This window comes from Aurantimonas sp. A2-1-M11 (assembly GCF_036549475.1).
Taxonomy (GTDB): Bacteria; Pseudomonadota; Alphaproteobacteria; order Rhizobiales; family Rhizobiaceae; genus Aurantimonas.
The window spans coordinates 1-24660 of record NZ_JAZHLI010000060.1 but is presented as its reverse complement, the minus strand read 5'-3'; the positions used below and the strand labels follow the sequence as shown (position 1 = coordinate 24660).

26 protein-coding genes are annotated in these 24660 nt (G+C 67.4%); 15 read left to right on the top strand and 11 right to left on the bottom strand.

All coding sequences use genetic code 11. The features are described 5' to 3' along the window. Positions 1 to 110: 110 nt before the first annotated feature. Both VQ042_RS20230 and VQ042_RS20225 read right to left on the bottom strand, forming a co-directional pair. On the bottom strand, positions 111 to 770 hold the full coding sequence (locus VQ042_RS20230) for a DNA-3-methyladenine glycosylase I (RefSeq protein ID WP_331822114.1): 660 nt from the start codon (positions 768 to 770) through the stop codon (positions 111 to 113). A 62-nt stretch (positions 771 to 832) separates the two neighbouring features. After that, positions 833 to 1027 carry a hypothetical protein gene (locus VQ042_RS20225; RefSeq protein WP_331822113.1) on the bottom strand — a complete coding sequence of 65 codons (195 nt, stop codon included), beginning with the start codon at positions 1025 to 1027 and terminating at the stop codon, positions 833 to 835. Positions 1028 to 1437: 410 nt separating this feature from the next. On the opposite strand from VQ042_RS20225, the gene VQ042_RS20220 reads away from it, so the two are divergent. Continuing rightward, entirely contained in the window at positions 1438 to 2307 is an 870-nt protein-coding gene (locus VQ042_RS20220) for a L,D-transpeptidase (protein ID WP_331822112.1), read from the top strand. A 151-nt stretch (positions 2308 to 2458) separates the two neighbouring features. Continuing rightward, a complete protein-coding gene (locus tag VQ042_RS20215; RefSeq protein WP_331822111.1) occupies positions 2459 to 3193 on the top strand; it encodes a L,D-transpeptidase in 735 nt (244 codons plus the stop codon). Positions 3194 to 3297: 104 nt separating this feature from the next. Here the strand turns inward: VQ042_RS20215 and glcF are convergent, their stop codons facing one another. The 7 genes from glcF to VQ042_RS20180 form a co-directional block, all read right to left on the bottom strand. Then, positions 3298 to 4641 carry a glycolate oxidase subunit GlcF gene (gene glcF / locus VQ042_RS20210; protein ID WP_331822110.1) on the bottom strand — a complete coding sequence of 448 codons (1344 nt, stop codon included), beginning with the start codon at positions 4639 to 4641 and terminating at the stop codon, positions 3298 to 3300. A 6-nt stretch (positions 4642 to 4647) separates the two neighbouring features. Beyond that, complete coding sequence (locus VQ042_RS20205) at positions 4648 to 4998, bottom strand: hypothetical protein (protein ID WP_331822109.1); 351 nt, start codon at positions 4996 to 4998, stop codon at positions 4648 to 4650. A 5-nt stretch (positions 4999 to 5003) separates the two neighbouring features. Next, on the bottom strand, positions 5004 to 5219 hold the full coding sequence (locus VQ042_RS20200) for a DUF433 domain-containing protein (RefSeq protein ID WP_331822108.1): 216 nt from the start codon (positions 5217 to 5219) through the stop codon (positions 5004 to 5006). A gap of 22 nt (positions 5220 to 5241) precedes the next feature. Then, on the bottom strand, positions 5242 to 6471 hold the full coding sequence (locus tag VQ042_RS20195; protein ID WP_331822107.1) for an FAD-binding protein: 1230 nt from the start codon (positions 6469 to 6471) through the stop codon (positions 5242 to 5244). After that, positions 6468 to 7058 (bottom strand): Uma2 family endonuclease, encoded by a 591-nt coding sequence (locus VQ042_RS20190; RefSeq protein ID WP_331822106.1) that lies wholly within the window; start codon positions 7056 to 7058, stop codon positions 6468 to 6470. Before VQ042_RS20190 ends, VQ042_RS20195 begins: the two co-directional genes overlap by 4 nt. Before the next feature lie 2 nt (positions 7059 to 7060). Continuing rightward, positions 7061 to 8554 (bottom strand): FAD-linked oxidase C-terminal domain-containing protein, encoded by a 1494-nt coding sequence (locus VQ042_RS20185; protein ID WP_331822105.1) that lies wholly within the window; start codon positions 8552 to 8554, stop codon positions 7061 to 7063. A gap of 76 nt (positions 8555 to 8630) precedes the next feature. After that, the gene (locus VQ042_RS20180) at positions 8631 to 9929 is read right to left on the bottom strand and encodes a DUF3422 family protein (protein WP_331822104.1); all 1299 of its coding nucleotides are present in this window, start codon (positions 9927 to 9929) and stop codon (positions 8631 to 8633) included. Between the two features lie 158 nt (positions 9930 to 10087). Here VQ042_RS20180 and VQ042_RS20175 point away from each other — a divergent pair, with 158 nt between their 5' ends. From VQ042_RS20175 to VQ042_RS20150, 6 genes are all read left to right on the top strand, one after another. Further along, a complete protein-coding gene (locus VQ042_RS20175; RefSeq protein ID WP_331822103.1) occupies positions 10088 to 10870 on the top strand; it encodes a (Fe-S)-binding protein in 783 nt (260 codons plus the stop codon). An 85-nt stretch (positions 10871 to 10955) separates the two neighbouring features. Next, positions 10956 to 11420, top strand: a complete 465-nt coding sequence (locus VQ042_RS20170; protein ID WP_331822102.1) for a DUF29 domain-containing protein — start codon at positions 10956 to 10958, stop codon at positions 11418 to 11420. A 9-nt stretch (positions 11421 to 11429) separates the two neighbouring features. Then, the gene (locus VQ042_RS20165; RefSeq protein ID WP_331822101.1) at positions 11430 to 12866 is read left to right on the top strand and encodes a LutB/LldF family L-lactate oxidation iron-sulfur protein; all 1437 of its coding nucleotides are present in this window, start codon (positions 11430 to 11432) and stop codon (positions 12864 to 12866) included. Continuing rightward, positions 12863 to 13537, top strand: coding sequence for a LutC/YkgG family protein (locus VQ042_RS20160; protein ID WP_331822100.1), 675 nt, complete (start codon positions 12863 to 12865; stop codon positions 13535 to 13537). Before VQ042_RS20165 ends, VQ042_RS20160 begins: the two co-directional genes overlap by 4 nt. Positions 13538 to 13683: 146 nt before the next feature. Next, entirely contained in the window at positions 13684 to 14352 is a 669-nt protein-coding gene (locus tag VQ042_RS20155; RefSeq protein WP_331822099.1) for a LysE family translocator, read from the top strand. Positions 14353 to 14483: 131 nt separating this feature from the next. Continuing rightward, on the top strand, positions 14484 to 14663 hold the full coding sequence (locus tag VQ042_RS20150) for a hypothetical protein (protein ID WP_331822098.1): 180 nt from the start codon (positions 14484 to 14486) through the stop codon (positions 14661 to 14663). 102 nt (positions 14664 to 14765) lie between these two features. On the opposite strand, the gene VQ042_RS20145 is transcribed toward VQ042_RS20150, so the two are convergent. Then, entirely contained in the window at positions 14766 to 15563 is a 798-nt protein-coding gene (locus tag VQ042_RS20145) for an SDR family NAD(P)-dependent oxidoreductase (protein WP_331822097.1), read from the bottom strand. Between the two features lie 126 nt (positions 15564 to 15689). On the opposite strand from VQ042_RS20145, the gene VQ042_RS20140 reads away from it, so the two are divergent. The 4 genes from VQ042_RS20140 (at position 15690) to VQ042_RS20125 (ending at position 20566) form a co-directional block, all read left to right on the top strand. Continuing rightward, a complete protein-coding gene (locus VQ042_RS20140) occupies positions 15690 to 16436 on the top strand; it encodes a 16S rRNA (uracil(1498)-N(3))-methyltransferase (protein ID WP_331822096.1) in 747 nt (248 codons plus the stop codon). Between the two features lie 130 nt (positions 16437 to 16566). Next, on the top strand, positions 16567 to 17940 hold the full coding sequence (locus VQ042_RS20135; RefSeq protein ID WP_331822095.1) for a glutamate--cysteine ligase: 1374 nt from the start codon (positions 16567 to 16569) through the stop codon (positions 17938 to 17940). A 171-nt stretch (positions 17941 to 18111) separates the two neighbouring features. After that, positions 18112 to 19149, top strand: a complete 1038-nt coding sequence (locus tag VQ042_RS20130) for a hypothetical protein (protein ID WP_331822094.1) — start codon at positions 18112 to 18114, stop codon at positions 19147 to 19149. A gap of 106 nt (positions 19150 to 19255) precedes the next feature. Further along, positions 19256 to 20566: a hemolysin family protein gene (locus VQ042_RS20125; RefSeq protein WP_331822093.1), complete on the top strand. Its 1311-nt coding sequence runs from the start codon at positions 19256 to 19258 to the stop codon at positions 20564 to 20566. A 103-nt stretch (positions 20567 to 20669) separates the two neighbouring features. On the opposite strand, the gene VQ042_RS20120 is transcribed toward VQ042_RS20125, so the two are convergent. After that, positions 20670 to 20948 (bottom strand): DUF1127 domain-containing protein, encoded by a 279-nt coding sequence (locus tag VQ042_RS20120; protein ID WP_331822092.1) that lies wholly within the window; start codon positions 20946 to 20948, stop codon positions 20670 to 20672. Positions 20949 to 21130: 182 nt separating this feature from the next. Between VQ042_RS20120 and VQ042_RS20115 the strand changes: the two genes are divergently transcribed. The 3 genes from VQ042_RS20115 to VQ042_RS20105 all read left to right on the top strand — a co-directional run. Beyond that, entirely contained in the window at positions 21131 to 22084 is a 954-nt protein-coding gene (locus VQ042_RS20115) for a LysR family transcriptional regulator (RefSeq protein WP_331822091.1), read from the top strand. A 103-nt stretch (positions 22085 to 22187) separates the two neighbouring features. Then, complete coding sequence (gene xseA / locus VQ042_RS20110; RefSeq protein WP_331822090.1) at positions 22188 to 23831, top strand: exodeoxyribonuclease VII large subunit; 1644 nt, start codon at positions 22188 to 22190, stop codon at positions 23829 to 23831. A 269-nt stretch (positions 23832 to 24100) separates the two neighbouring features. After that, the coding region (locus tag VQ042_RS20105; RefSeq protein WP_331822089.1) for a glycosyltransferase family 25 protein at positions 24101 to 24660 on the top strand (560 nt) is incomplete at its 3' end.

Sequence of the window (24660 nt, the reverse complement as noted above, 5' to 3'; positions counted from 1 at the left end):
CTCGTTTATTTTCAAGGCCATCGCTCGTTCCCTCCATTGGCGGGAACAGGGAATCACGCTCACCCAAAACAAGACAATCACAACCGAGTCAGATCAAGCGCGGACCGGTATCACATCGGCGGCTCGAACCCCGCGCGGGCGGTGTCGCAGGCGTCGCGCATGCAGCATCCGTCGACGTGGTCGTTGACGAAGCCCATGGACTGCATGAAGGCGTAGATCGTGGTGGGGCCGACAAAGCTGAAGCCGGCCGTCTTCAGCGCCTTGGACAGGCGCGTGGAGGCGGGCGTGACGGGATTGGCGCGCAGCCATTCCGTGGTCACGACCGCGGGCCGCTCGTCGTTAGGGGGCGCATGACGCCACAGGAATTGCGCCAGCGAGCCGTGCTCGGCGCGCACTGCCTCGACGCGGCGGGCATTGTTGATCGCCGAAACGATCTTGCCGCGATGGCGGATGATGCGCGGGTCAAGGACGATCCGCTCGACATCCGCATCGTCCATCGACGCCACCCGCGCGATGGCAAAGCCGTGGAACAGTTCGCGAAAGGCCGCCCGCTTGCGCAGGATGGTCAGCCAGGACAGGCCGGCCTGGAAGCCCTCCAGGCAGAGCTTCTCGTAGAGCCGGTCGTCGTCCGCACTCGGCCGGCCCCATTCCTCGTCATGGTAGCGGCGATATAGATCGTCGCCGCCATGCCAGGAGCACCGCAGATGGCCATCGGGGCCGCGGATCAGGCCGTCGGGCGGCGTCTCGCTTGGGGTCGCATCGTCCAGCATGCCGCATTCTTCGCAGCCGTCCGACCGGCTGGCAAGCCGCGCCGATGCGGTCTGCGATGGCTTCAGGCGTTGGTCGAGCGGCCGGCCCGGCAGCGATAGCGCTTCAGGTGCCATTTCGGCCGCGCCTTCAGTTGGTCGGCTGCGGCAGCCTGGCCGAACAGCGCGCACTGCATAATGGAGCCGTCGAAGGCGACGTCTTCCAGTCGGCAGTCCGCAGGAGCGGCGTTGAGGCAGACGATGAGGGTCAGGGCAATCATGGCAGGTTCCCTTCGGCCGCTCCGGCGGCCATCTCGAAAGGGTGTGGGGCGGTCGCCCCCGAAGTGGCGGCCGGTTCTGCCTTGCGTGCGTTGCCCCTGTGCGGTTTCTGGTGACCGCCGATGCGACCGGCCTGGCCGCGTGACCTTACGATAGCTGAAATGCTGCACTGCACAACATGCAGGAAGCGCGCGCGGCAAGTTTTCGCGCAGGGTGTGGCTGCAGCGCCCCAGCGGCGCGCAACTCCGGCTTAACCATGCCGTGACACTGCTGCTTAACCTTATGGAACTGTTTCCGTTCCGGCTGCGGATTTTGCCAGTCCCATTTACCATTCCCTTGCCGTTTCCGACGAGGCTTGCGGTCGAAGCGGCGGGTGCGAGCCCGTCTCACCGTCCGGCAATCGAGGAACAACATGGCGATTCCGATATCCGCCCGGCGCGCGCTCGTCGGCCTCATGGCGATCCTGGCCTGCCCCGCGGCGAGCCAGGCGCAGGAGCGATACCGTACCCTGCCGCCGGTCGAGATCGCGCCCGATCTTGCCGACCGCTGGCTGCTGCAACTCGCGCCTGCCCATGGCTCCCGCGGCGCTGCGGCGGCGGGGGTCGTGCTCGGTGGCCGCCGCGCCGCCATGCCCGCCGCCCCGTCCGGTGCGCGGCTCGTCGTGCGCCCGGGTTATGCGCAGCCCGCCATGCGCCAGCGTGTCGGAACCCCGGTACCGGGCGTGCGCGCCGGCTATCTGCCCGGCGGCGCGAGGACCGCGGTACCGGTCACCGGCCAGCAGCAGGCCGCGCTGGCGGGCCGGCAGCTTGCCGCGCCGAACCAGATCGATCCGCAATTCCTGCCCCAGACCGTGCCCTATCGCGGCAAGGAGGCACCCGGCACCATCGTCGTCGATGCGCGGGCGAAGTTCCTCTACCATATCGGCCACGACGGCACGGCGCGCCGCTACGGCGTCGGCGTCGGCAAGCCCGGTTTCGGCTGGAAGGGCCGGCATCCGGTCACGCGCAAGGCCGAATGGCCGAGCTGGACACCGCCCAAGGAGATGATCGCCCGCGAGCGTCGCAAGGGGCGGATCCTGCCGGCCCACATGAAGGGCGGCGAGGCCAATCCGCTGGGCGCCCGCGCCCTGTATCTCGGCTCCACCCTCTACCGCATCCACGGCACCAACCAGCCCTGGACCATCGGCCGTGCCGTCTCCTCGGGCTGCATCCGCATGCGCAACCAGGACGTGATGGAACTCTACGACAGGGTGAAGGTGGGAACGAAGGTCGTCGTGATCTGAATGCAACAGCCCCAACTTTCCTGAACGGAACGCATGAATCGAAGCCACCGGCATCTCCGGAATGCGTTCAAACCATGGCACAATGACGACAATGACGTGCGGGAACTGGCCGGCAGCGCCCCGAACCGCCGAAAGATAGGGAGTTTCCCACATGCAGACCTGGACACGATGGGCCGGAGCCGGCCTCTCGACCATCCTGGCGATGGCCGTGACATCAGGGGCTAGCGCCGAGGACGTGCGGCGCTACGACCACGCCACCAACCAGTGGGTCACGGTCAGCGCCGAGCGCGCCGCCGCGCGCACCCAGGGACGCGCGCTCGCCCAGCGTGGTCCAGCCGCCGAGTATCATCGCCGCCAGGTCCGCATCGAGACCGGTGAGAAGCCGGGCACGATCATCGTCGATTCCCAGCGCAAGTTCCTTTACTTCGTCGAAGGCAATGGCCTTGCCACCCGCTACGGCGTCGGCGTCGGCCGCGAAGGCTTCGGCTGGTCGGGCCGCATGAGCGTCGGACGCAAGGCGGAATGGCCGGGCTGGACTCCGCCGCCGTCGATGATCAAGCGCGAGCGTGCCAAGGGCCGCATCCTGCCGGCCCACATGAAGGGCGGCCCCGCCAACCCGCTGGGCGCGCGGGCCCTGTATCTCTATCGCGGCGGCCGCGATTCCCTGTTCCGGATCCACGGCACCAACCAGCCCTGGACCATCGGCCAGAACATGTCCTCGGGCTGCATCCGGATGATGAACCAGGACGTCGAGCATCTGTACGAGCGCGTCCCGAACGGCAGCAAGGTCGTCGTCATCGGACCGAACGGCCAGGGCCCGAAGGGCCTCTACCGCGAGGTCGGCACGGTCCGCCAGGACGTGCTGGCGTCAATCTTCGGCGGCTAAGGCACCGCGCGTCCGACAGGACGCTCCGACGCTCTGACGGAGCGCAAGATCCGATCGTCACGATCCACGGCCCGCCGGCAACGGCGGGCCGTTTGCGTATGACGCTATTCCGCCGCGACGCGGCCGGCTTCGACGCGCGGCCGGATTTCCGCGAGGCTCGCGGGCCTTGTGCCGCCGAAGGCCCAGTCCAGGAGCTCGACCGTGTGCAGGATCGGGATGCGCGTGCCCGAGCCGATCTGCGTCATGCAGCCGATATTGCCGGTGGCGATCACCTGAGGCGCGATCGCCTCGATGTTCCGCACCTTGCGGTCGCGCAGGGTGGTCGCGATCTCCGGCTGCAGGATGTTGTAGGTGCCGGCCGAGCCACAGCAAATATGGCCCTCGGGCACGTCGCGCACCGTGAAGCCGGCCTGCGCCAGCAGCACCTTCGGCGCCCTGGTGATCTTCTGGCCGTGCTGCATGGAGCAGGCGGAATGATAGGCGACGACGAGGTCCGTCGCGTTGACCGGCAGCGGCAACTCCATCTCGGACAGGAACTCGGTGACGTCCTTGGCCAGGGCCGACACCCGCGCCGCCTTCTCGGCATAGGCCGGATCCAGGCGCAGCATGTGGGCGTAATCCTTGATGGTCGTGCCGCAGCCCGAGGCGGTGATGACGATCGCGTCGAGTTCGTCAGTCTCCGCCAGGCGCGACCAGACATCGACATTGCGGCGGGCGAACTCCAGCGCCGGGGCTTCCTGCCCCATGTGATGGACCAGCGCGCCGCAGCAGCCCTCGCCTTCCGGCACCACCACCTCGACGCCGAGCCGGTTGAGAAGCCGCACCGTCGCCTCGTTGATCTTGGGATCGAGCACCGACTGGGCGCAGCCGCGCAGCAGCGCCACGCGCTTGCGGCGCGGCCCCTCGGCGGGCCGCACCCCGGGTGCGTTGACCTGCGACTTCGGCGGTACCGTCCCCGGTGCCAGCTTCAGCATCGCCGCCAAGGGCTTCAGAGGTTTGATCGCCGCGAACAGCCCGGCGAAGGGACGGCCGAGCCGCGCCATGACCAGGCTCGCCCGGAACCGGTCGGGAAAGGGCAGCGTCATCGCCAGCACCCGGCGGATCATCCGGTCGGCCAGCGGCCGCTTGTAGGTGCGCTCGATATGCGTGCGGGCATGGTCGACCAGATGCATGTAGTTCACGCCCGACGGGCAGGTCGTCATGCAGGCCAGGCACGACAGGCAGCGGTCGATATGGGTGACGGTCTTCTCGTCCGCCGGCCGGTCGTTCTCCAGCATCTCCTTGATCAGGTAGATGCGCCCGCGCGGACTGTCGAGCTCGTTGCCGAGGGTGACATAGGTCGGGCAGGTCGCCGTGCAGAAGCCGCAATGCACGCATTTGCGGATGATCTGCTCGGACTGTGCGATCTCGGGATTGGCGAGCTGCGCGGGGGAGAATGTGGTTTGCATGATGGGCTATCTTCTATGGGAAACGACGTCGGCGCGGCCTGAGGCGTCCACGAGGATGACTTCGCCGGGCGAGGTTAAACCGACCGCTACACCAATATTCCGGGCGATTGGCAGCAAGCGGGCAAGCCGCTGATCGGGGAGCACGACGAGGTCGACCGATCGCTTGGCAATCGCTTGCTGGAACCGCATGGTCCGATCGCACGTGACCAGGGCGGCATATCCCTCGGCCTCCAGCCGGTCCAGCAGCATGCCGTTTTTCAGACCCTTCCAGCCGTTCGGAAAGGGAACGACCTGACATCGTTCAGCTACAAGCGCCGCGACAAGGTCCCGCGGCACCGATTCATCAAGGATCGCCATTGTTCTCAAGCGACCAGACGCTCGAGATCCTTGCTCGCAACGAGCAACGCTCCTTCGGCCTGCGCGCGCGACACGGTCGGAAAATTCGCCAGGAATTCTGCCAGGGCCATGCCGGCAGCCAGGTTTTCGAATAGCGCGTCAGCGGGCACGCGCGTGCCTTTGAAGACCAGCGCACCCGACATGACGTCGGGATCGCGCGACAGGATCTCGCTTGCGTTCATGGTCGCCTCCTCATCCCACATCCTACCCCATCCGTCCCGGATTGAGCACACCGGCGGGGTCGAACTGCTGCTTCAGGCGGCTGGCGAGGCCCGCCAGGGGGCCCAGCTGCGGCTGGAACACCGCGGTCGCCGCGCGCACGCCGTCGGAGGCGCGCACCAGCGTCGCATGGCCGCCGCCGAAGCGCCGGAGCGTCTCGCGCACCAGTTCGGCTTCCGGCGCGCCCTCCATGCGCAGCCAGATCAGCCCGCCCTGCCAGTCGTAGAAGGCGTCGATCGCCGACTGCATGCGCAGGCTCATGACAATCTCGTGGCCGCGCGTCGGGGTCACCGACAGGCGCCAGACCGGCTTCTGCGTCCCGTCGACGAAGGGCCTGGCATCGCGCACGTCGCGCCAGACGGCGCGCGATTCCTCGCCATGCAGATGCTCCACCGCGCCGACCTTCTCGACGGCAGCCGTCAGATAGGCGGAGCGGGCTGCGACGGACGGGCCGAACCCTTCCAGCCGGATCAAGGTCGCGGCGTCCTTGCCGAGCATGCCGCCGGCAACGCGCGCGGCGACATACATCGGCAGATGGGCGGCGCCCGAGGCTTCGGCCGACGAGCCCATGGCGGCGGCCATCGCGCCGGCCGCCGCCGCGTCGGCGAGGCCGCGCAGTACGATGGTCGTCTCCGTCTCGGTCTTGGGCAACACCTTCAGCGTCACGTCGGTCATCACCGCCAGCGTCCCGAAGGAACCGGTCAGGCCCTTGGAGAGGTCGTAGCCGGTGACGTTCTTCACCACCCGGCCACCGGACTTGAACATCTCGCCCCGGCCGGAAACGGCGTGAACCCCGAGGATATGATCGCGCGCGGCGCCATGCTTCAGCCGCCGCGGACCGGCGAGATTGCAGGCGACGACGCCACCGATCGTGCCCTGCCCCGGCTCCAGCCCGTGTAGCGGACCGTAGTCCAGCGGCTCGAATTCCAGGCGCTGGCCGGCCTGGTCGAGCAGCGTCTCGACCTCGGCGATAGGCGTGCCGGCGCGCGCCGACAGGACCAGCTCCTCCGGCTCGTAGAGCGTCACGCCGGTCATGGCCGACAGCGACAGGGTGCGCGCCGCCTGCACCGGCCGGCCGAGACCGCGCTTGGAGCCGGCACCCTCGATCGCCAGCGGCTCCTCGGCGGAGATCGCGGCAGCGACGATGTCGCGAACGTCCTGCGGGGTTGTCGGGCGCAGCGTCGAAGCCGTCGGACGATCCGGCGCGACGCTCATGCCAGATCCGTCCGCGCATACAGGTCCCGGAGCTGGCAGGAGAAGCCGAATTCCGGGAGCACGATCCGGTCATCCGCCGAGCGGTAGACGAGCCCTTGCCATCCATTCGAGCGTGACCAGACCTCGACGGCGCGGTCCGTCTGGGAGAGGATCAGAACATGCAGGCAGTCGGGATGGTCGGCGTAGCGCAGCCGCTTGGTGCTGATGAAATCCGGTGTGTTGGCGTCGGATAACACTTCCGCCGCCAGATAGAAGCGCTCGGCAAAATAGATCCCGGTCGGCTGCCGGTCGATGATTGCCACATCGACCTGCGGGCGAAAGCCGGGATGCGCCGGCACCGACAGGCCGATCTCGCGCATTGCGTCAAGATCGGGACGCGTCGATTCCAAGGCGTCATTGAGCAGCCGCTCGAGATTCGATCCGATCCGTTGATGCTTGAGACTTGGCGGATGCATCATCCGTATCGGCTCCCCATCGATCAGTTCCCAGCGCTCATCTTCCGCGCAGGCTTCGAGAAATTTCAGGAAGCGCGCCTCATCCATCGGCGGCACGTTCTTCATCGACGGGAGTGTCTCGACGGCGCTCATTGTCAGAACCTCGGCAGGTCGGGAAAGGCCACCTGGCCCTTGTGGACATGCATGCGGCCGAGTTCGGCGCAACGTTGGAGCTGCGGGAAGACCTTGCCCGGATTGAGCAGGTGCTTGTCGTCGAAGGCGCATTTCACCCGCTGCTGGTGGCGCAGATCGTCCTCGGAGAACATCACCGGCATCAGGTCGCGCTTCTCCACGCCGACGCCGTGCTCGCCGGTCAGCACGCCGCCGACTTCCACGCACAGGCGCAGGATGTCGTTGCCGAACTCCTCGGCCCGGTGCAGTTCGCCGTCCTTGTTGGCGTCGTAGAGGATCAGCGGATGCAGGTTGCCGTCGCCGGCATGAAAGACGTTGGCGACGCGCAGGTCGTATTTCTGGGAGAAGGCCTTCATCCCGGCCAGCACCCGCGGCAGTTCCTTGCGGGGAATGGTGCCGTCCATGCAGTAATAATCCGGCGAGATGCGGCCGACGGCCGGGAATGCGGCCTTGCGGCCGGCCCAGAACGCCGCGCGTTCCTCTTCAGAATTGGACACCTTGGTGACCGTGGCACCGTTGGCGTCGGCAATCGCCTCGATCTCGGCGAGGAGATGGTCCACTTCCGCGCCCGGACCGTCCAGCTCGACGATCAGCAGCGCCTCGACGTCGCGCGGATAGCCGGCATGCACGAAGTCTTCGGCGGCATGGATCGCCGGACGATCCATCATCTCCATACCCGCGGGTATGACACCCTTGGCGATGATTGCCGCGACGCATTCGCCGGCCTGTTCCGAGGTGGGAAAGCCGATCAGCACCGCCCGCGCCGTTTCCGGCTTCTGCAGGATGCGGACCGTGACCTCGGTCACGACGCCGAGGAGCCCCTCCGAACCGGTCATCAAGCCGAGAAAGTCGTAGCCCTCCGAATCCAGATGCTTGCCGCCGAGGCGCACCACCTCGCCCTCGATGGTGACGAATTCGATGCCCGTGACGTTGTTGGCGGTGAGGCCGTATTTCAGGCAATGCACGCCGCCGGAATTCTCCGCGACATTGCCGCCGATCGAGCAGGCGATCTGCGACGAGGGGTCGGGCGCGTAATAGAAGCCCTCGCCTTCCACCGCCTTGGTGATGCCGAGATTGGTGACGCCCGGCTGCACGACGGCGCAGCGATTGTCGTAGTCGATCTCCAGCACCCGGTTGAACTTCGACAGGACCAGCAGCACCCCGTCCTTAAGCGGCAGGGCACCGCCCGACAGTGACGTGCCGGAGCCGCGCGGCACGACCGGAATCTCGTTGGTATGGCAGTATTTCAGGACCCGGGCCACCTGCTCGACGGTCGACGGCAGGACGACGACCAGCGGCATCTGGCGATAGGCGGTGAGCCCGTCGGATTCGAACACGGCCATTTCGTTGGCCGCATCGACCACGCCCTCGCCCGGCACGATTGCCCGCAGGGCATCGACGATCGACTGGCGGCGCCCGAGGATCGCCTCGGAAGGCTTGGGCATCAAGACGGACATGGCTCACTCCCTGTACGTTGTGACTTTTAGGCGCCAGCGACGCCTGCGTCCACACGCGCGGCGAATGGCCCTGCCGTCAGTGCCCCTCCTCGGTGCCGTGCAGGTGGCGTCGGCGGATCCGGCGCACGATCAGCCAGACTCCCAGGAGGGCCACCGGCACGAAGGCCGCGACGAGAACGGTCGAGGACACCGGAAGCCCCTCGTGTTCCAGTGCCTTGGCGATGTAGCCGAACAGGCCGACCACGTAATAGCCGATGGCTGCGACCGACAGGCCTTCGACCGTCTGCTGCAGGCGCAGCGCCAGCCGTGCCCGCCGGTCCATCGACGTGAGCAGGTCACGGTTCTGGTGCTCCAGTTCCACGTCGATGCGCGTACGCAGGAGATTGGCGGCGCGGCTCAGCTTCTCCGACAGATTGGCTTGCCGCTCCTCGATGGCGCGGCAGGTGCGCATGGCCGGACCCATGCGGCGCTTGAGAAAGGCGCTCCAGCTTTCCTGGCCGGCGATCGGCTGTTCGCCGATCGAGGCGAGCCGTTCGCTGACGATCTCGTCATAGGCCCGGCTGGCGCCGAAGCGGTACAGCACCGAGGCTGCCGACGCCTCGACCTCGGCTGCGGCCAGCGTGATCTCCTGCAGGAGCTGGCGACTGTCCTCGTCGCCGCCCTTCATCTCCTCGGTGATCGACATCAGGCGGCCTTCGAGGGACGCGACCGCGGGGCCGACCGTATGGGCCAGCGGCAGGCCGAGAAGCGCCAGCGTGCGGTAGATCTCCACCTCCACGAGCCGCATGGCCAGGGCACCGGCGCGCTGCGGCGGCAGGCCGTCGTCGAGCACCAGCATCCGCGTCATGCCGTCGCCGTCCTGGCGGAAATCCGTGGCGGCCTGGGCAAGCCCGCTCTCCATCACCGAATGGCAGTAGCTGGTCTTGTCGAAGCTCTGGAGCGCAGCCTGGCCGGCAGCGTCGTTGGGCCGCAGCTCCAGATGGACGCCCGAGATGAAGGGTCCCGGCGCCTGGAACTCGGCGCCGAAGGGATGGCCCTCGACCGGATCGCCGAACTGCTCCGGCGGCGGCCCTTCCCAGGAATAGGTGCAGAACTCGGTGTGCCGCTCCCAGCGAAGCTTGCCCTTGCCGAAGGCAAACGAATGGGTACGCGCATCCTTGGCCGGCGGCGGCACGCCGCGCCGCACCGACATCTCGGAAAGAATCGCGAGATCCGCTTCGCCGTGATCGTCGTGCATGAAGGCGAGCACCACCAGCGCGCGCGGCAGTTTGATCAGCGGAAACGGCCGGGCATGCAGTTCGCCCAGCACGGCGGCCCGGCGCGGATCGGTGGGAAATCGATCGAGGGAGGCTTTGCGCAACGTGATCCGGCTCATCATTCCCCCTTTGCGGCGCCGCCCTTGCTATCCGATCGCCGGGCTCGATACCAAGCAGGAATTGCGATTGTCGCCAAACCGGATCAGAACGGTTCCAAACTTGTCACGTTGCCGTCGCCGCCACCGATGTGCGACGAAAGGCATCGGAGGAGAACCCATTGAGCGAGAATGCCGTTCGCAATCAGTCCCGCCCGAAGGTGGCACTGTTCGTTACCTGCCTGGTCGACCTGTTCCGCCCGAGCGTCGGCTTCGCGACGATCAAGCTGCTGGAGGAATCCGGCTGCGACGTGGTCGTGCCCACGGCGCAGACCTGCTGCGGCCAGCCGGCCTACAATTCCGGCGACCGGGCCGACACGCGGGCCATCGCCGAACAGGTGATCGCCGCCTTCGAGGGCTTCGATCACGTGGTCGCGCCGTCCGGTTCCTGCGCCGCCATGCTGAAGAAGCACTATCCCGAACTCTTTGCCGGTGATCCCGAATGGGAAGCGCGGGCGGCGGCCTTCTCCGAAAAGGTCTTCGAGCTCGTCAGCTTCCTCGCCGACGTGCGCGGCATGACGGCGGTGACGGCCCGGGTCGAGGGCACCGCCACCTACCACGATTCCTGCTCGGGCCTGCGCGAACTCGGCGTCAAGGCGCAGCCGCGCATGCTGCTCGACAGCGTCGAGGGGCTGGAACTGACCGAATTGCGCGATTCGGAAGTCTGCTGCGGTTTCGGCGGCACCTTCTGCATCAAATATCCCGACGTCTCCAACGCCATCGTCACCAAGAAGGCGCGCAATGTCGGCATGACCGGCGCTGACATGCTGCTGGCCGGTGACCTGGGCTGCCTGATGAACATGGACGGCAAGCTGAAGCGCGAGAACATCGCGGTCGAGGTCCGCCACGTGGCGGAAGTGCTCGCCGGCATGACCGACGCGCCGCCGATCGGCGGCAAGCTGTGACCGGCGGCCTGACCGCGCTCCTGCCGGCTGCTTTTCCCATGCCGGCACGATAGATTTGTCGAGCCCGCAGCAAGGACACGGAGCCATGAGCCTCGCCAAGGACAAGCAGGATGACGGGAGCCGCCCGCTCTATGCGGACGACGTCTACGGCTGGGCGTTGGAGCAGGCCCGGCTGCTGCGCATGGGCCGCTTTGGCGAGTTGGACCTGCCGAACCTCGCCGATGAGATCGAGAGCTTGGGAAGCGAACAGCTGCATGCGCTGGAATCGAGCTACCGGGTTCTCATCGTCCATCTGCTGAAATGGCAGTATCAGCCGGAGCGCAGATCGCGCTCCTGGGACCTGACCATCGTGCGCGAGCGTCACCACGTCGAACGCCGCGAGGCCCGCAACCGGGCGCTGCACGCCAGTGCCGGGTCGATCATCGCCGACATCTATCCCCAGGCGGTCCGGGAAGCTGCCAAGGAAACGGGCCTGTCACGCGCCGTCTTCCCCGAAACTTGCCCCTGGACCGCCGCGCAGCTCCGCGACCCCGATTTCATGCCCGAATAGGCCCGTCCCATGCAGATCACCTCGCACACCTTCAAGGCCAATACCGTCAAGGCGCTCGCCGATGTCGAGCTTCAGCGGGCGCTCGGCCATGTCGAGAAGGGCTTCATCGACAAGCGCCAGAACGCCGTCGATGGCCTGCCGGAATTCGACGCCCTGCGCGACAACGCGGTCGCCATCAAGAACCACACGCTCAAGCACCTCGATCTCTACATCGAGGCCTATGTGGCCAAGGTGGAGGCGTCGGGCGGCATCGTGCATTTCGCCGAGGATGCGGACCACGCCCGCAGGATCTTCCTCGACATCGCGAAGAAGCGGAAGGCGAAGACCGTCACCAAGGGCAAGACGATGATCTCCGAGGAGATCGGGCTCAACGCCTTCCTGGAAGAGAACGGCATCGTGCCGATCGAGACCGATCTCGGCGAATACATCATCCAGCTGCGCGGCGAGCACCCCAGCCACATCATCGCCCCGGCGGTCCACGTCACCCGCGATCAGGTCGAGGCGGATTTCCGCCGCGTCCATGTCGACCTCGATCCCAACCGCAATCTGGTGGAGCCGGAGACGCTGCTCGGCGAGGCCCGCGAGATCCTGCGCAAGAAATACGCCGAGGCCGACATCGGCGTGACCGGCGCGAACTTCCTGATCGCCGAGACAGGAACGTCCGTCATCGTCACCAACGAGGGCAATGGCGACCTGACGCAGCTCCTGGGCAAGTGCCACGTGGTGCTCGCCTCGATCGAGAAGCTGGTGCCGACGCTGGAGGACACCGCCCAGATCCTGCGCATCCTGGCGCGCTCGGCCACGGGCCAGGACATGAGCGTCTACACCACCCTCTCGACCGGACCGAAGCGGGCCGAGGATCTGGACGGGCCGGAGGAGTATCATGTCATCCTCCTCGACAACGGCCGCTCCAACATGCTGGGCACCGAGTTCGAGGAAATGCTGCGCTGCATCCGCTGCGGCGCCTGCATGAACCATTGCCCGGTCTATCACGCCGTCGGGGGCCACTCCTACGGCTGGGTCTATCCCGGCCCGATGGGCGCCGTGCTGACGCCGTCCCTCATCGGTGTCGACAAGTCCGGCCATCTGCCGAACGCCTCGACCTTCTGCGGCCGCTGCGAGGCGGTCTGCCCGATGCGCATTCCGCTGCCGAAGATGATGCGGCACTGGCGCGAGAAGGAATTCGAGAGCCACCTGCAGCCCAGGACCCAGCGCGCCGGCCTCGGCGTCTGGGCCTTCTTCGCACGGCGTCCGGCGCTCTACCGGGCGGCGGTGTCGATCGCGATGCCGATGCTGAAGATGGCTGCGGGCCGCAAGCGCCGCTTCGCCTCCCTGCCGCTGGCCGGCGGATGGACCAAATGGCGCGACCTGCCGGCGCCGGAGGGCCGCACCTTCATGCAGGAATACGCCCAGCGACCCCATGCGACGACGGGAGAGACCCGATGAGCGCTTCCACCCGCGAGGCCGTGCTCGGCCGCATCCGCCGCTCCAACGGCGCCCGCCCCAACGATCCCGAGCGCAAGCGCGTCGTCGAGGCGCGGCTGGCCGGCGCCCCGGTCGGCATCGTGCCGCAGCGCGGGCAACTGCCCCATGACGAGCAGGTCGCGCTGTTCATCCGCATGGCCGAGCGCGCCAACGCTTCGATCGCGCGGATCGCCGGCTATGACGCGCTGCCGGACGAGGTGTCGCGCTGGCTGCGCGAGAACAATTTCCCCGCCGACCTCAGGATGAGCGAGGATCCGCGCCTTTCGGGCGCCGATTTCGGGGAGACCTCCCTGACCATTCGCCACGGCGTTAGCGACGGCGAGGACCTCAACGGTCTCTCCCACGCCGAGGCCGCCATCGCCGAGACCGGGACCCTGGTGCTGGTGTCCGGTCCGGAAAATCCGACGAGCCTGAACTTCCTGCCCGAAAACCACATCGTGGTGGTCAGGGCCGGCAACATCGGCGGCGACATGGAGGCCGTGTTCCCGATGCTGCGCGAGCGCTACGGCAAGGGCGAGATGCCGCGGTCGCTGAATTTCATCACCGGCCCGTCGCGCTCGGGCGACATCGAGCAGACGCTGCTTCTGGGCGCCCACGGCCCGCGGGCGCTGCACATCGTCATCGTCGACTGACGCATCATTCGCCCGACGGCCGGCTCCGGCCATCGCATTGGGGGGTGTCATCGGCGATGCACGGCCCGCGTGATCGCCAGCCGGCTTGACCGGAGCGCATACCGGTGGCTCTCTTCCGCTGTCCCACAGGCTTTACCGGAACATCCATGCCCGTCGATCCCGCCACGCTCGCCGCCTTCGCGCTCGCCTCGCTGATCCTGCTGGTCATTCCGGGCCCCACCATCATCATGGTGATCGGTCAGGCGCTGGCCCACGGACGCGGCGTCGCGCTGGCCAGCGTCCTCGGCGTCGGGCTCGGCGATCTCGTGGCGGCGAGCCTGTCCCTGATCGGCGTCGGCGCCCTGCTCTCGGCCTCGGCCACCGCCTTCATCGCGCTGAAATGGGTCGGCGCGGCCTATCTGGTGTGGATGGGCATCGCCATGTGGCGAACCACCCTGTCGCGATACGCCTCCGACGTCCCTGACACGGCCGATCCCGTGGCTGCGGCGCTGCCACACCTGAGCGCCGCGCGACCGTCCCGCATCTTCCGCGACGCCTTCCTGGTCACCCTGTTCAATCCCAAGGGGATCGTCTTCTTCGTGGCCTTCGTGCCGCAATTTCTCGATTCCGGCCGGCCCTACTGGCCCCAGGCGGCGGTCTTCGTCGCGCTCTTCGTGGTGCTCGCGGTGGCCAACGCCTTCGTCTATGCGCAGCTCGCCGCCCGTGCGCGCGATGTCGTGCGCCGCCCCTCGGTCATGAAACTCGTCATCCGCCTCGGCGGCTCATGCCTCGTCGGCGCGGGGGTGGCCGCGGCACTGGTGGCCCGGCCCACCTGACGGGCTGGCCGATATGGCCCGGCTGAAATGGTCGCGGGGTGGAACGAGGCGCCGACCACGCCGTTTCGTCGGCAACGTTGAATGGAGCCCACCCGATGAACACACCAAACGAATCTGCCACGGACAGCACCGTGAACGATGACCCGCGCGAACCCCGCGAGGAGCGCAAGACGGGCCAGAACGACGCATCGCACGGCGGCGGCGATCGCCCGATGACCGAGGAGGAAGAACTCGACGAGGCGCTCGACGAGACCTTCCCGGCCTCCGACCCGGTCCCGCCGAGCCGTATCGACGGCCCGATCAAGCCGTAGTCCGACCGACACCAGGCCGAAGCGTTGCGGTCCAAAATGATGCACCAGCTGGGACATGCGAAGGCCGGCGGGATCCGATCCCGCCGGCCTTTCTCGTTCGGGTCAGTTCTGGACGGCCTGCACCGAGCCGCCATCGACCCGCATGTTCGAGCCGTTGATGAAGGAACCCCGCTCCGAGACGATCAGCGCGATCGCAGCCGCGACCTCTTCCGCGCGGCCGCGGCGCTTCAGGGCGATGCCCGGCCGCTCCTCTTCCAGGAAGCTCTCGACGGCCTCGTCGAAGGAAACGCCCAGCTCCTTTGAGCGCTTTTCCATCATCCCGTCGGTCATCTGGGTCTCGATGAAGGCCGGCGACACGGTGTTGCACAGGATGCCGTGCTCGGCCTCCTTGTAGGAGAGGTTCTTCACGAAGGCGGCCAGCGCGGCCTTGGCGGTGTTGTAGGTCGCCTCGTCCCAATAGGGCTGCACCGCATTCTCCGAGGTGATGCAGACGAAGCGGCCCCAGCCGTTCTGGCGCATGGTCGGGAATGTCGCCCGCGCGACGCGGACGGCCGAGAGGAAGTCGATCTCCCAGGCTTCCCGATGGTCCGCATCGGCGACCTCCAGCGGGTGCCCCTTCGCGCCGGTGATGCCCGCCGTGTGGAGCACGATGTCGATCCGGCCGAAGCGATCCAGCGCCTGCCGCGCCATGGCATCGACGGCGGCCTGGTCGGTCACGTCCGCCGCCACGCAGAGGATTTCTGCGTCGAGGGTCGCGGCATCCTTCTGGAGCTGCGTGATCTCCTTGTCGGACAGGACCAGCTTGCACCCCTCGGCGGCCAGGATGCGGGCGGTCTCGAAGCCCATGTCGTCTGTGGCGCCGGTGATCAGCGCGACGCGGTCCTTGATCTGGAGATCCATGCGAGTTCCTTCTTCGTGTCGGAGGGTTTCGCGTGACAATGACTGCGCGGAGATTAGGTTTCGCCGCCATGCGGACACGATGCCGCATCGGGCCGCGCCGCGGCCCGGGGGAAGGACGACGCGCATATGCCGAACCATGACTTCAAGAGCCCGCGCCTGTATCTCGACACGGATCTGGCGGCAGACACGCCGGTGGCGGCCACGCCGGCGCAGGCGAACTACCTTCTCAACGTCATGCGTCTTGGCGAGGGCAGCCAGGTGCTGGCCTTCAACGGCCGCGACGGCGAATGGCGGTGCGACCTGGTCAAGGCGGCGAAGAAGAAGCTGGACATCGTTCCCCGGGACAGGGTCCGGGCCCAGACTCCGCCGGCCGATCTGCATTATCTCTTTGCGCCGCTGAAGCATGCCCGGCTCGACTACATGGTCCAGAAGGCGGTGGAGATGGGCGCTGGCGTGCTGCAGCCGGTGATGACCCAGCATGTCCAGGCGACGCGGCTCAACACCGACCGCATGCGCGCCAATGCGGTCGAGGCCGCCGAGCAATGCGGCATCCTGTCGATTCCCGAATGCCGGGAGCCGGTCAAATTCGCCGACATGCTCGATCGCTGGGACGCAGGACGCCGGCTGGTCTTCTGCGACGAGCGGGCCGACGAGGCCAGCCCCATCGACACGCTGCGCGCGCTTGCCCGGGAACCGTTCGCTCTGCTGATCGGTCCCGAAGGCGGCTTGTCGGGCGAGGAGCGCGAGCGGCTCAGTGCTGCCGACTTCGTGACCGCCATCTCGCTGGGCCCCCGCATCCTGCGGGCCGACACCGCCGCCGTGGCCGCCATGGCCGTGCTTCAGGCCGCGATCGGCGACTGGCGGTCGGGCTGAGGCGCGCCGGACTGGCCACACCGTCAACACGATTTATGTTGCGATCCGACCGGAAAATCGGCAGTGCCGACATTCCAGTTGCGGGACTCCGCCTGCCGGCAGGGCCGGCTGAACCATTCGAAGGACGAGCATGGCGCGCGATACGACCGATCTGACGCCGGTCACCTCGGTCGAGGATCTGACCGCTCATCTGGCGTCGGGCGAAAAGCCCGTCTCGCAGTTCCGCATCGGGACCGAGCACGAGAAGTTCGGCTTCTACACCGAGGACCTGTCGCCGGTGCCCTACGAGGGCGAACGCGGCATCGGCGAACTCCTGGCGCGCATGCAGGCGCTGTCGGGATGGGAAGCGATCATCGACGACGGCCGCATCATCGGCCTGTTCGGCAGCGCGGGCCAGGGCGCGATCTCGCTGGAGCCGGGTGGCCAGTTCGAGCTGTCCGGTGCGCCGCTCGAGACCATCCACGACACCTGCCGCGAATCCAACGCCCATCTCGCCCAAGTGCGTGCCGTCGCCAAGGAACTGGGCATCGGCTTTCTCGGCATCGGCTCCTCGCCGACCTGGACGCTGGCCGAAACGCCGGTGATGCCCAAGTCGCGCTACGAGATCATGCGCCGCTACATGCCCAAGATCGGCACGCGCGGCCTCGACATGATGTTCCGTACGGCGACCATCCAGGTCAATCTCGACTTCTCGAGCGAGACCGACATGCGCCGCAAGATGCAGGTCGGCATGAAGCTGCAGCCGATCGCGACGGCGCTCTTTGCCAATTCGCCCTTCACCGAGGGCAAGCCGAACGGGCTCTGTTCGTGGCGCTCGGACGTCTGGTCCGACGTCGACAACCAGCGTTCGGGGCTGCTGCCCTTCGTCTTCGAGGAGAATTTCTCCTATCGCGACTATGCCGAGTGGGCGCTCGACGTGCCGATGTATTTCGTCACCCGCGACGGCCACTACAGCGACGTCACCGACGTCACCTTCCGCCAGTTCATGGACGGTGCCCTGAAGGGCCGCATCCCCGATCCCGAGCCGCAGCTCGGCGACTGGACGAACCATCTGTCCACGCTGTTCCCGGATGTGCGCCTGAAGACCTTCCTCGAGATGCGCGGCGCCGACGGGGGTCCGTGGCGGCGCATCTGTGCCCTGCCGGCCTATTGGGTCGGGCTGCTCTACGACCCGGCGACGCTCGACGCGGCCGAGGCGCTGACCAGGGACTGGACCTTCGATGAGGTCTCGGCCATGCGGACCGACGTACCGAAGGACGGGTTCCGCACCCCCTTCCGCGACTCCAGCGTGCTGGAACTGGCCCGCGAGACGGTCCGGCTGTCGCGCCAGGGCCTCGTCGAGCGCAACCGGCGCAACGAGGAAGGCAATGACGAGAGCCATTTCCTCGCACCGCTCGAGGAAGTCGTCGCGCGCGGCACGACGTCCGGCGAGGAACTGGTCCGCCTGTTCGAGGAACAGTGGGACCGGTCCATGGACCGCGTCTTCAAGCATCTGACCTACTGACGAGGCACCGGCCACTCGGCCGACGCTCCGTCTCTTAGAACCCGGGACCGTTGCGGCTTTCACCCGCCGCAACCGGCCGTTCGCTTTGTGATTGGCTTTCGCGCGGGGGTTTGACAGGATGCATGGACCTGTGCCCGGCCAGAGCCGGGCGCTCATGCGAGCGAGGTCGCCATGACGGACTTTTTCGACTGGTTGACGGTGAACGATTCCGGGCTCGGGACCGATCGGCTCGCCGATGCCTTCAAGCTCAGCCGACAGGAAATCCGCCGGACGACGGAAGCGCTCGCGCCGGCCTTCACCCTGGCGCTGCAGCGGGCAATGACGGATCCGGCCGCCTGGGCTGACGTCTCACGGCAATTCCTGCCCTTCATGAGCGGCGTCGGGACGTCCGGCCCCGAGACGGCGCACAGCTCGGCGGCCAAGGGCCTGGCCGACAGCCTGTTCGGTTCGCGCGACATCTTTCTCCACGTGGCTCGCAAGGTTTCCACCATGAGCGATGTGGCGCCCGACACGGTGGAAAAGCTGATGCGCAGCCTGTCGGTCATGAGCATCCAGACCATGATGCAGATGATGCTCGCCAACATGGCGCGCCAGCAGCCGGCCGGCTTCGCCGAGGGCAATTATCCCGTCGCCATGGCCGAGATGATGCGGCGCGGCGCCAACGCCATGGAGGCGATGGGCCGTCCCTCCGACGACCGCCATCGCCGGCCCGCATCCGGCGCCATGGGGTCGGACTATCTGTCGGGGCTGTTTTCCGACGCCCTCAACGGTCGCCTGCCCTGGCTGCCGCCGGGCGCCTCCGACACTGCGCAGGCCGGCAGCGCCGGCCAGACGGCGAAGTCGGGTGGTGGCGCGGCGGGACAGCCGGCCTTCGATCCCTTCCAGCCGTTCGAGGCGATGCTGGCCACCTTCACGCAGACCATGGGCGGCGCCGGGCCGGCCGGCACCGGGCCGGCCGCCGACGAGGCTTCGTCCGAGACGAGGGCCGAAGCATCCGGCAAGCCACAGGCCGCGCCGACCAGCGACACTGAGGCCGCCGCATCCGGCGAGGCAAACGGGCAAAGTTTCGACGAGCTTGCCCGAGCGGGCATGACCATGCAGGAGGAATTCGCCCGCCAGATGCTCGACCTCTTCAACGTTCCGGGCTCGGCGGATCCGACCGGCAAGAGCGACGGCGCCAAAGGCCGCGATAGCGGCCAGACGACATGATCGCGACACCGCTACGCATCGCGCCGCGTTCCCTCAAGCCGCGGCGCGCTAGGTCCGAGCGTTCAGGGCCCCCATCCGGCGGCCTGCCCCGACACACGGCTGCCACTTGCTGATCTTCTACGCCTTCATCATCGTCCTGCTCGTTCTGCTGAACGGCTTCTTCGCCATGTCGGAACTGGCGATGGTCTCTGCGCGCAAATCGCGCGTCGAGCAGATGCGCGTCGAGGGACGGCGCGGCGCGGCCAGCGCCCTTCGCCTGATCGAGGACCCGACCGGTTTCCTCTCCACCGTCCAGGTCGGCATCACCCTCGTCGGCATTTTCGCCGGCGCCTTCGGCGGTTCGACCTTCGCCGGTCCCCTGGCGCAGATCATGGAAGACTGGCTGATCGTCGGCCCCTATGCGGGCACGGTCGCCTTCGTGCTCGTCGTCGTGGTCATCACCTATCTGTCCCTGGTGATCGGCGAACTTGTGCCCAAGCGCTTCGCGCTCAACCGCGCCGAGGCCATCGCCATCAAGGTGGCACCGATCATGACCGTGATCGCCAAGGTCGGTGCGCCGATCGTCTGGCTCCTGCGGGTGTCGACCAACGCCATCACCAGCCTGTTCGGAGAGAGCGACCGGGAGGACGGCGTCACAGAGGAGGACGTCCGTGCGATGATCGCCGAGGGAACCCAGATCGGCGTGTTCAAGCCCAAGGAGCGCGAGCTTCTGGAAGGCGTCATCCGCATGGCCGACCGCACCGTGCGCTCGATCATGGTGCCGCGCCCCGGTGCCGTCTGGGTCGCAGCCGACGATGGTCCGGACGCGGTCTTCGAGAAGATCCTGAAAGCCAATCATTCGCGCTATCCGGTGATCGACACCACGACCGACGACGTGATCGGCATCGTCCAGACCAAGGACATGCTGGAGCAGCAGAGGGAAACCGGGACGATCGATGTCAGGACGGTGATGCGCGAGCCGATCTACGTGCACGAGACGATGCCGATCCTGAGGCTTCTCGAGCGCTTCCGCGAGGCACAGATCCACATGGCGATCGTTCTCGACGAGTACGGATCCTTCGAGGGCGTGGCAACGCCGACTGACATCCTCGCGGCCATCGCCGGCTCGTTGCCGGAGGGCGACGACCATGATCCGCATATCGTCGAGCGCGAGGACGGCTCGCTGCTGATCGATGGGGCGATCCCGATCCATCTTCTGGAAAGCGCGGTTCCGGGGCTCGAATTTCCCCAGAAGCGGGACTACGAGACCATGGCCGGGCTGGTGCTGCAGCAGCTTGGCCATATCCCGGATGCCGGCGAATATTTCACCTGGAAGGGCTGGCGCATCGAGGTCGTCGACATGGACGGCCGCCGCGTCGACAAGCTTCTGATGATGGCGCCGAAACGCTCGAGCCAGCCTGCCGACCCGGCAGGATGATCCGTGAACGGCAGCGCCAACTTCTGGCTGCCCATGCAAACGCGGCGACCGAGCTAGCCGGCCGCCGCGTGGACGGGTCTGTCATTTCGGGAGGGGCTACGCCCTACTCCCAATCGTAGCCGCCCCGGCGGCGCTGCGCCGCCTTGACCGCGAGGCGCCAGCTCGGATCTTCGCGCCAGTCGGCCCGAAGTGCGTCATAGATGTCGTCACGCCGCAGCCCGATGTCCTTCAGCATGTAGTCGGACATCTCGCTCATCGCGCGGACCTTGCGGCGGTTGAGCATGGTTTTGACGATCGCACGGCCCGCGACGAGGAGCAGCTTGGCTGTCTGCGTCGGATGAGCAAGGGTCGGGCTGAGCCGCGTCTTCGTTGTGATCGCCATGGCCGTGTCTCCTTTCGTGCCGATGGGGGCCTGGAAAAAGCGGGAGCGGTCCCGCATGCGGCGGTCCGCGCTCCCCAGTTCTTCCTGACAGTTCCTGACAGTCACGAAGATAGGCGACCGCTATTGATCAGACCAACGAATGTTAATAATCTCAGCCATCATCATCTGTGATGGACAAACCCATGAGCACGCCTCTCGATCTCGACCATCTGCGCACCTTCGTCGCCATTGTCGACGCCGGCAGTTTCACCCGCGCCGCGGATGACGTGTTCAAGACCCAGTCGGCCGTATCGATGCAGATGCGGCGGCTGGAAGAGCGCCTCGGCGTCAGCCTATTCGAGCGCAACGGCCGCACCATCCGCATCACCAGCGAGGGTGCGCGGCTTCTGACCTATGCGCGGCGCATGCTGGCGCTGAGCCAGGAAACCCTGTCGGCCTTCGACGACGAAGCGATGCAGGGCCATGTGCGGATCGGTCTGCCCGATGATTATGCCGAGCGCTTCCTGCCGGAGATCCTGGCGCGGTTCTCCCGCTCGAACCCGCTGGTCGAACTGCAGATCGCCTGCGAGCCCTCGTCGAATCTCGCCGAACACATCGACAAGGGCCGCCTCGACGTCGCGCTGGTGTCGGATTGCTATCCCGGGGCCTCGCTGCCCGAGATCGTCCGGCGCGAGCCGCTGCACTTCGTGACGTCTGCCGCCCACGACACCCACAACGAGGAGGTGCTGCCGCTGGCGCTCGGCCGGCCGGACTGCGTCTGGCGCCGGGAAGGCTGCGAGGCCCTCGGCCGGATCGGGCGGCGCTACAAGGTGCTGTTCACCTCCTGGTCGGCGCAGATCGTCACCTCGGCCGTCCTCTCGGGGCTTGCGGTCAGCGTCCTGCCAGAATGCGCCCTGCGGCCGGGGATGCGCGTGCTGGGGGAATATGAGGGCTTTCCGACCCTGCTCGACACGGAGATCGGTGTCGTCAAGTCGCGCAATGCCGACGGGCCGGTGATCACCGCCCTGGTCGAGCATATTCGCGAGAGCCTCGCCAATCTCTCGCCGCCGGATGCCAAGGGCCGCCCGTCCCGCGCAGCGGAGTCGCGCTCCTCGCGCCCGCCGCTGGGCAATGGGCGGTTGCAGATCGCCGGCTGATTTTAGCGCCCATGTGCCTCGGCGTGATCAGCCGGGCCTGGCAGAAGGCTTTGTCGCCGCCCACGGCTTGACCGCGGCGGCGGCGTCCTCACAACTGGCGACCATGACCCCTTCTGCCGTATCCGCCCCCATGTCGAACGTGACCGAATACAGCGTCTCGGAAATCTCCGGCGCGCTGAAGCGGACGGTGGAAGAGACCTTCGGCCATGTGCGTCTGCGCGGCGAGGTGTCCGGCTATCGCGGCCCCCATTCGTCCGGCCACGCCTATTTCTCGCTGAAGGACGACCGGGCGCGGATCGACGCGGTGATCTGGCGCACCGCCTTCGCCAAGCTCGCCTTCAAGCCGGAGGAAGGGCTGGAGGTCGTCGCCACGGGTCGGCTGACCACCTATCCGGGCTCGTCGAAATACCAGATCGTCATCGAGCAGATCGAGCCGGCCGGCGCCGGCGCGCTGATGGCCCTGTTGAACGAGCGGCGCCGCAAGCTGGAGGCCGAGGGCCTGTTCGCCGCCGAGCGCAAGCAGCCGCTGCCCTTCATGCCCCGCGTCATCGGCGTCGTCACCTCGCCGACCGGCGCGGTCATCCGCGACATCCATCACCGCATCGCCGACCGGTTTCCGGTGTATCTCCTGGTCTGGCCGGTGCGCGTGCAGGGCGAGACTTCCGGCGAGGAGGTCGCCCGGGCCATCGCAGGATTCAACGCGTTGCCCGCCGACGGCGCAATCGCGCGGCCGGACCTGATCATCGTGGCGCGCGGCGGCGGCAGCCTGGAGGACCTCTGGGGCTTCAACGACGAGGTGGTCGTGCGCGCAGCCGCGACCTCGATCATTCCGCTGATCTCTGCCGTCGGCCACGAGACCGACTGGACGCTGATCGACCACGCCGCCGACATGCGCGCCCCGACGCCGACCGGCGCCGCCGAAATGGCGGTGCCGGTGCGGGCCGATCTCGTCGCGGCCCTCGCCGCGCTGGCCGCCCGCCATGCCGGGGCCGTGTCGCGCCGGCTCGAGCAGGACCGGCGCGCCGTGGCTGCCACCGCCCGCGCCCTGCCCTCGCCCGACATGCTGCTGGCACTGCCACGGCGACGGCTCGACGAGGCCGCGACCTCGCTCGGCCAATGCCTGCGGGTGAACCTGTCCGAGAAGCGCCGCGCCTATGGCGAAGTCGCGACACGGCTGGCACCGTCCAGCCTCGAGGCCATCGTGCGCGAGAAGCGGGCGGATCTGCGCCATCACCAGACCCATGCCGCCCATGCGGTCACCGGACTGGTGCAGCGCAAGCGCCAGCGCTTCGAGCGCATCGCTGCCGATCTGCAGCCGCACCGCATCACCGCCCGCGCCGAGGCGGCGCGGCTGCGCCTGGCCAATTTCGCCGAGCGCCTGAACACCGCGCAGGCCCAGGTCGCGGCCGGCCGGCGCCAGACCCTGGCGGCGGCGTGGCGCGTGGCCGACAGCCTCAATCCGTTGCGGGTACTGGAGCGTGGCTACACCATCGTGCGCCGACCGGACGGCGAGCCCATCGTGCGCGCTGCCGGGCTGACGCCGGGCATGAACTTCGAACTGCAATTTGCGCACGGCGAACGCCGCCAGGCGATCGCGACCCGCGATGGAGACTCCGACGCCGCGACGGGACATTTTGATGTCCAGGAGGCGCCCATCAATGCCGTGGAAGCGGACGCCTCCAGGCCCCGGCCGAAGCGGCGCCCGGCAGCCAAGCCCGCCGAGACCGATCAGGGAACATTGTTCTGATCAATTGCCTGGGGCAAGTGCCGCAGTGCTCCATTCAACGCATGACGGTCCGGGTTTCGATGTCTTCGCTGCCACAATTCCTGCGGACATATGCTGGATTCCCCGGGCGGAATCTGCTTTTCCAGGTGCACGCTTCCTGGCGAAGGGTTCCCCCCTTCTCGCCTCCTGCAATCCAACGAGCCCCGGATGCAGCGGCATGAGCAGACACGCCGTTCGGCCTTGCGCCGCGTTCCGGCACATTATCGAGGTCGAAGGCACTGCGGTTTTTCGTGATCAATCTCGACCGGTCGACCGAGCGGTGGCAGGATATCGAAGTTTCGGCCGCAGATGCCGGTGTCGAGGTGACGCGGGTTCCCGGCGTCGATGGCGCCGCGGTCCCGGTGAATGACTGGCTTGACGTCGATCATCGCCGTTTTGCACGCAGCCATGGGCGGACGATCCTGCCGGGCGAATATGGCTGCTACCGCAGCCATCTGGCCGCGCTGCAGGCGGTGATCGCATCCGGCGAGCCGGTCGCCGTGATCTGCGAGGACGACATCACTGTGAAGCCGGAAGCGCCCGCAGCCGTCGCGGCGGTTCTCGGTCACCGGCCGGACCTGCATGTCCTCAAGCTCGCCAATCATCGCATTCGCGGCTTCGTGTCCCATGGCGGCGACGGGCTTGCCAGTTACGGCCGCTGCATCCACGGCCCGCAAGGTTCGGCCGCCTGCTACGCGGTCACGCGCGAGGGCGCGACCCTCCTGCTTTCCGCCCTGCAAACCATGTGGCTTCCCTGGGACATCGCTCTCGAGCGGGGTTGGGATACCGGCGCCCGCATCTATACGACCCC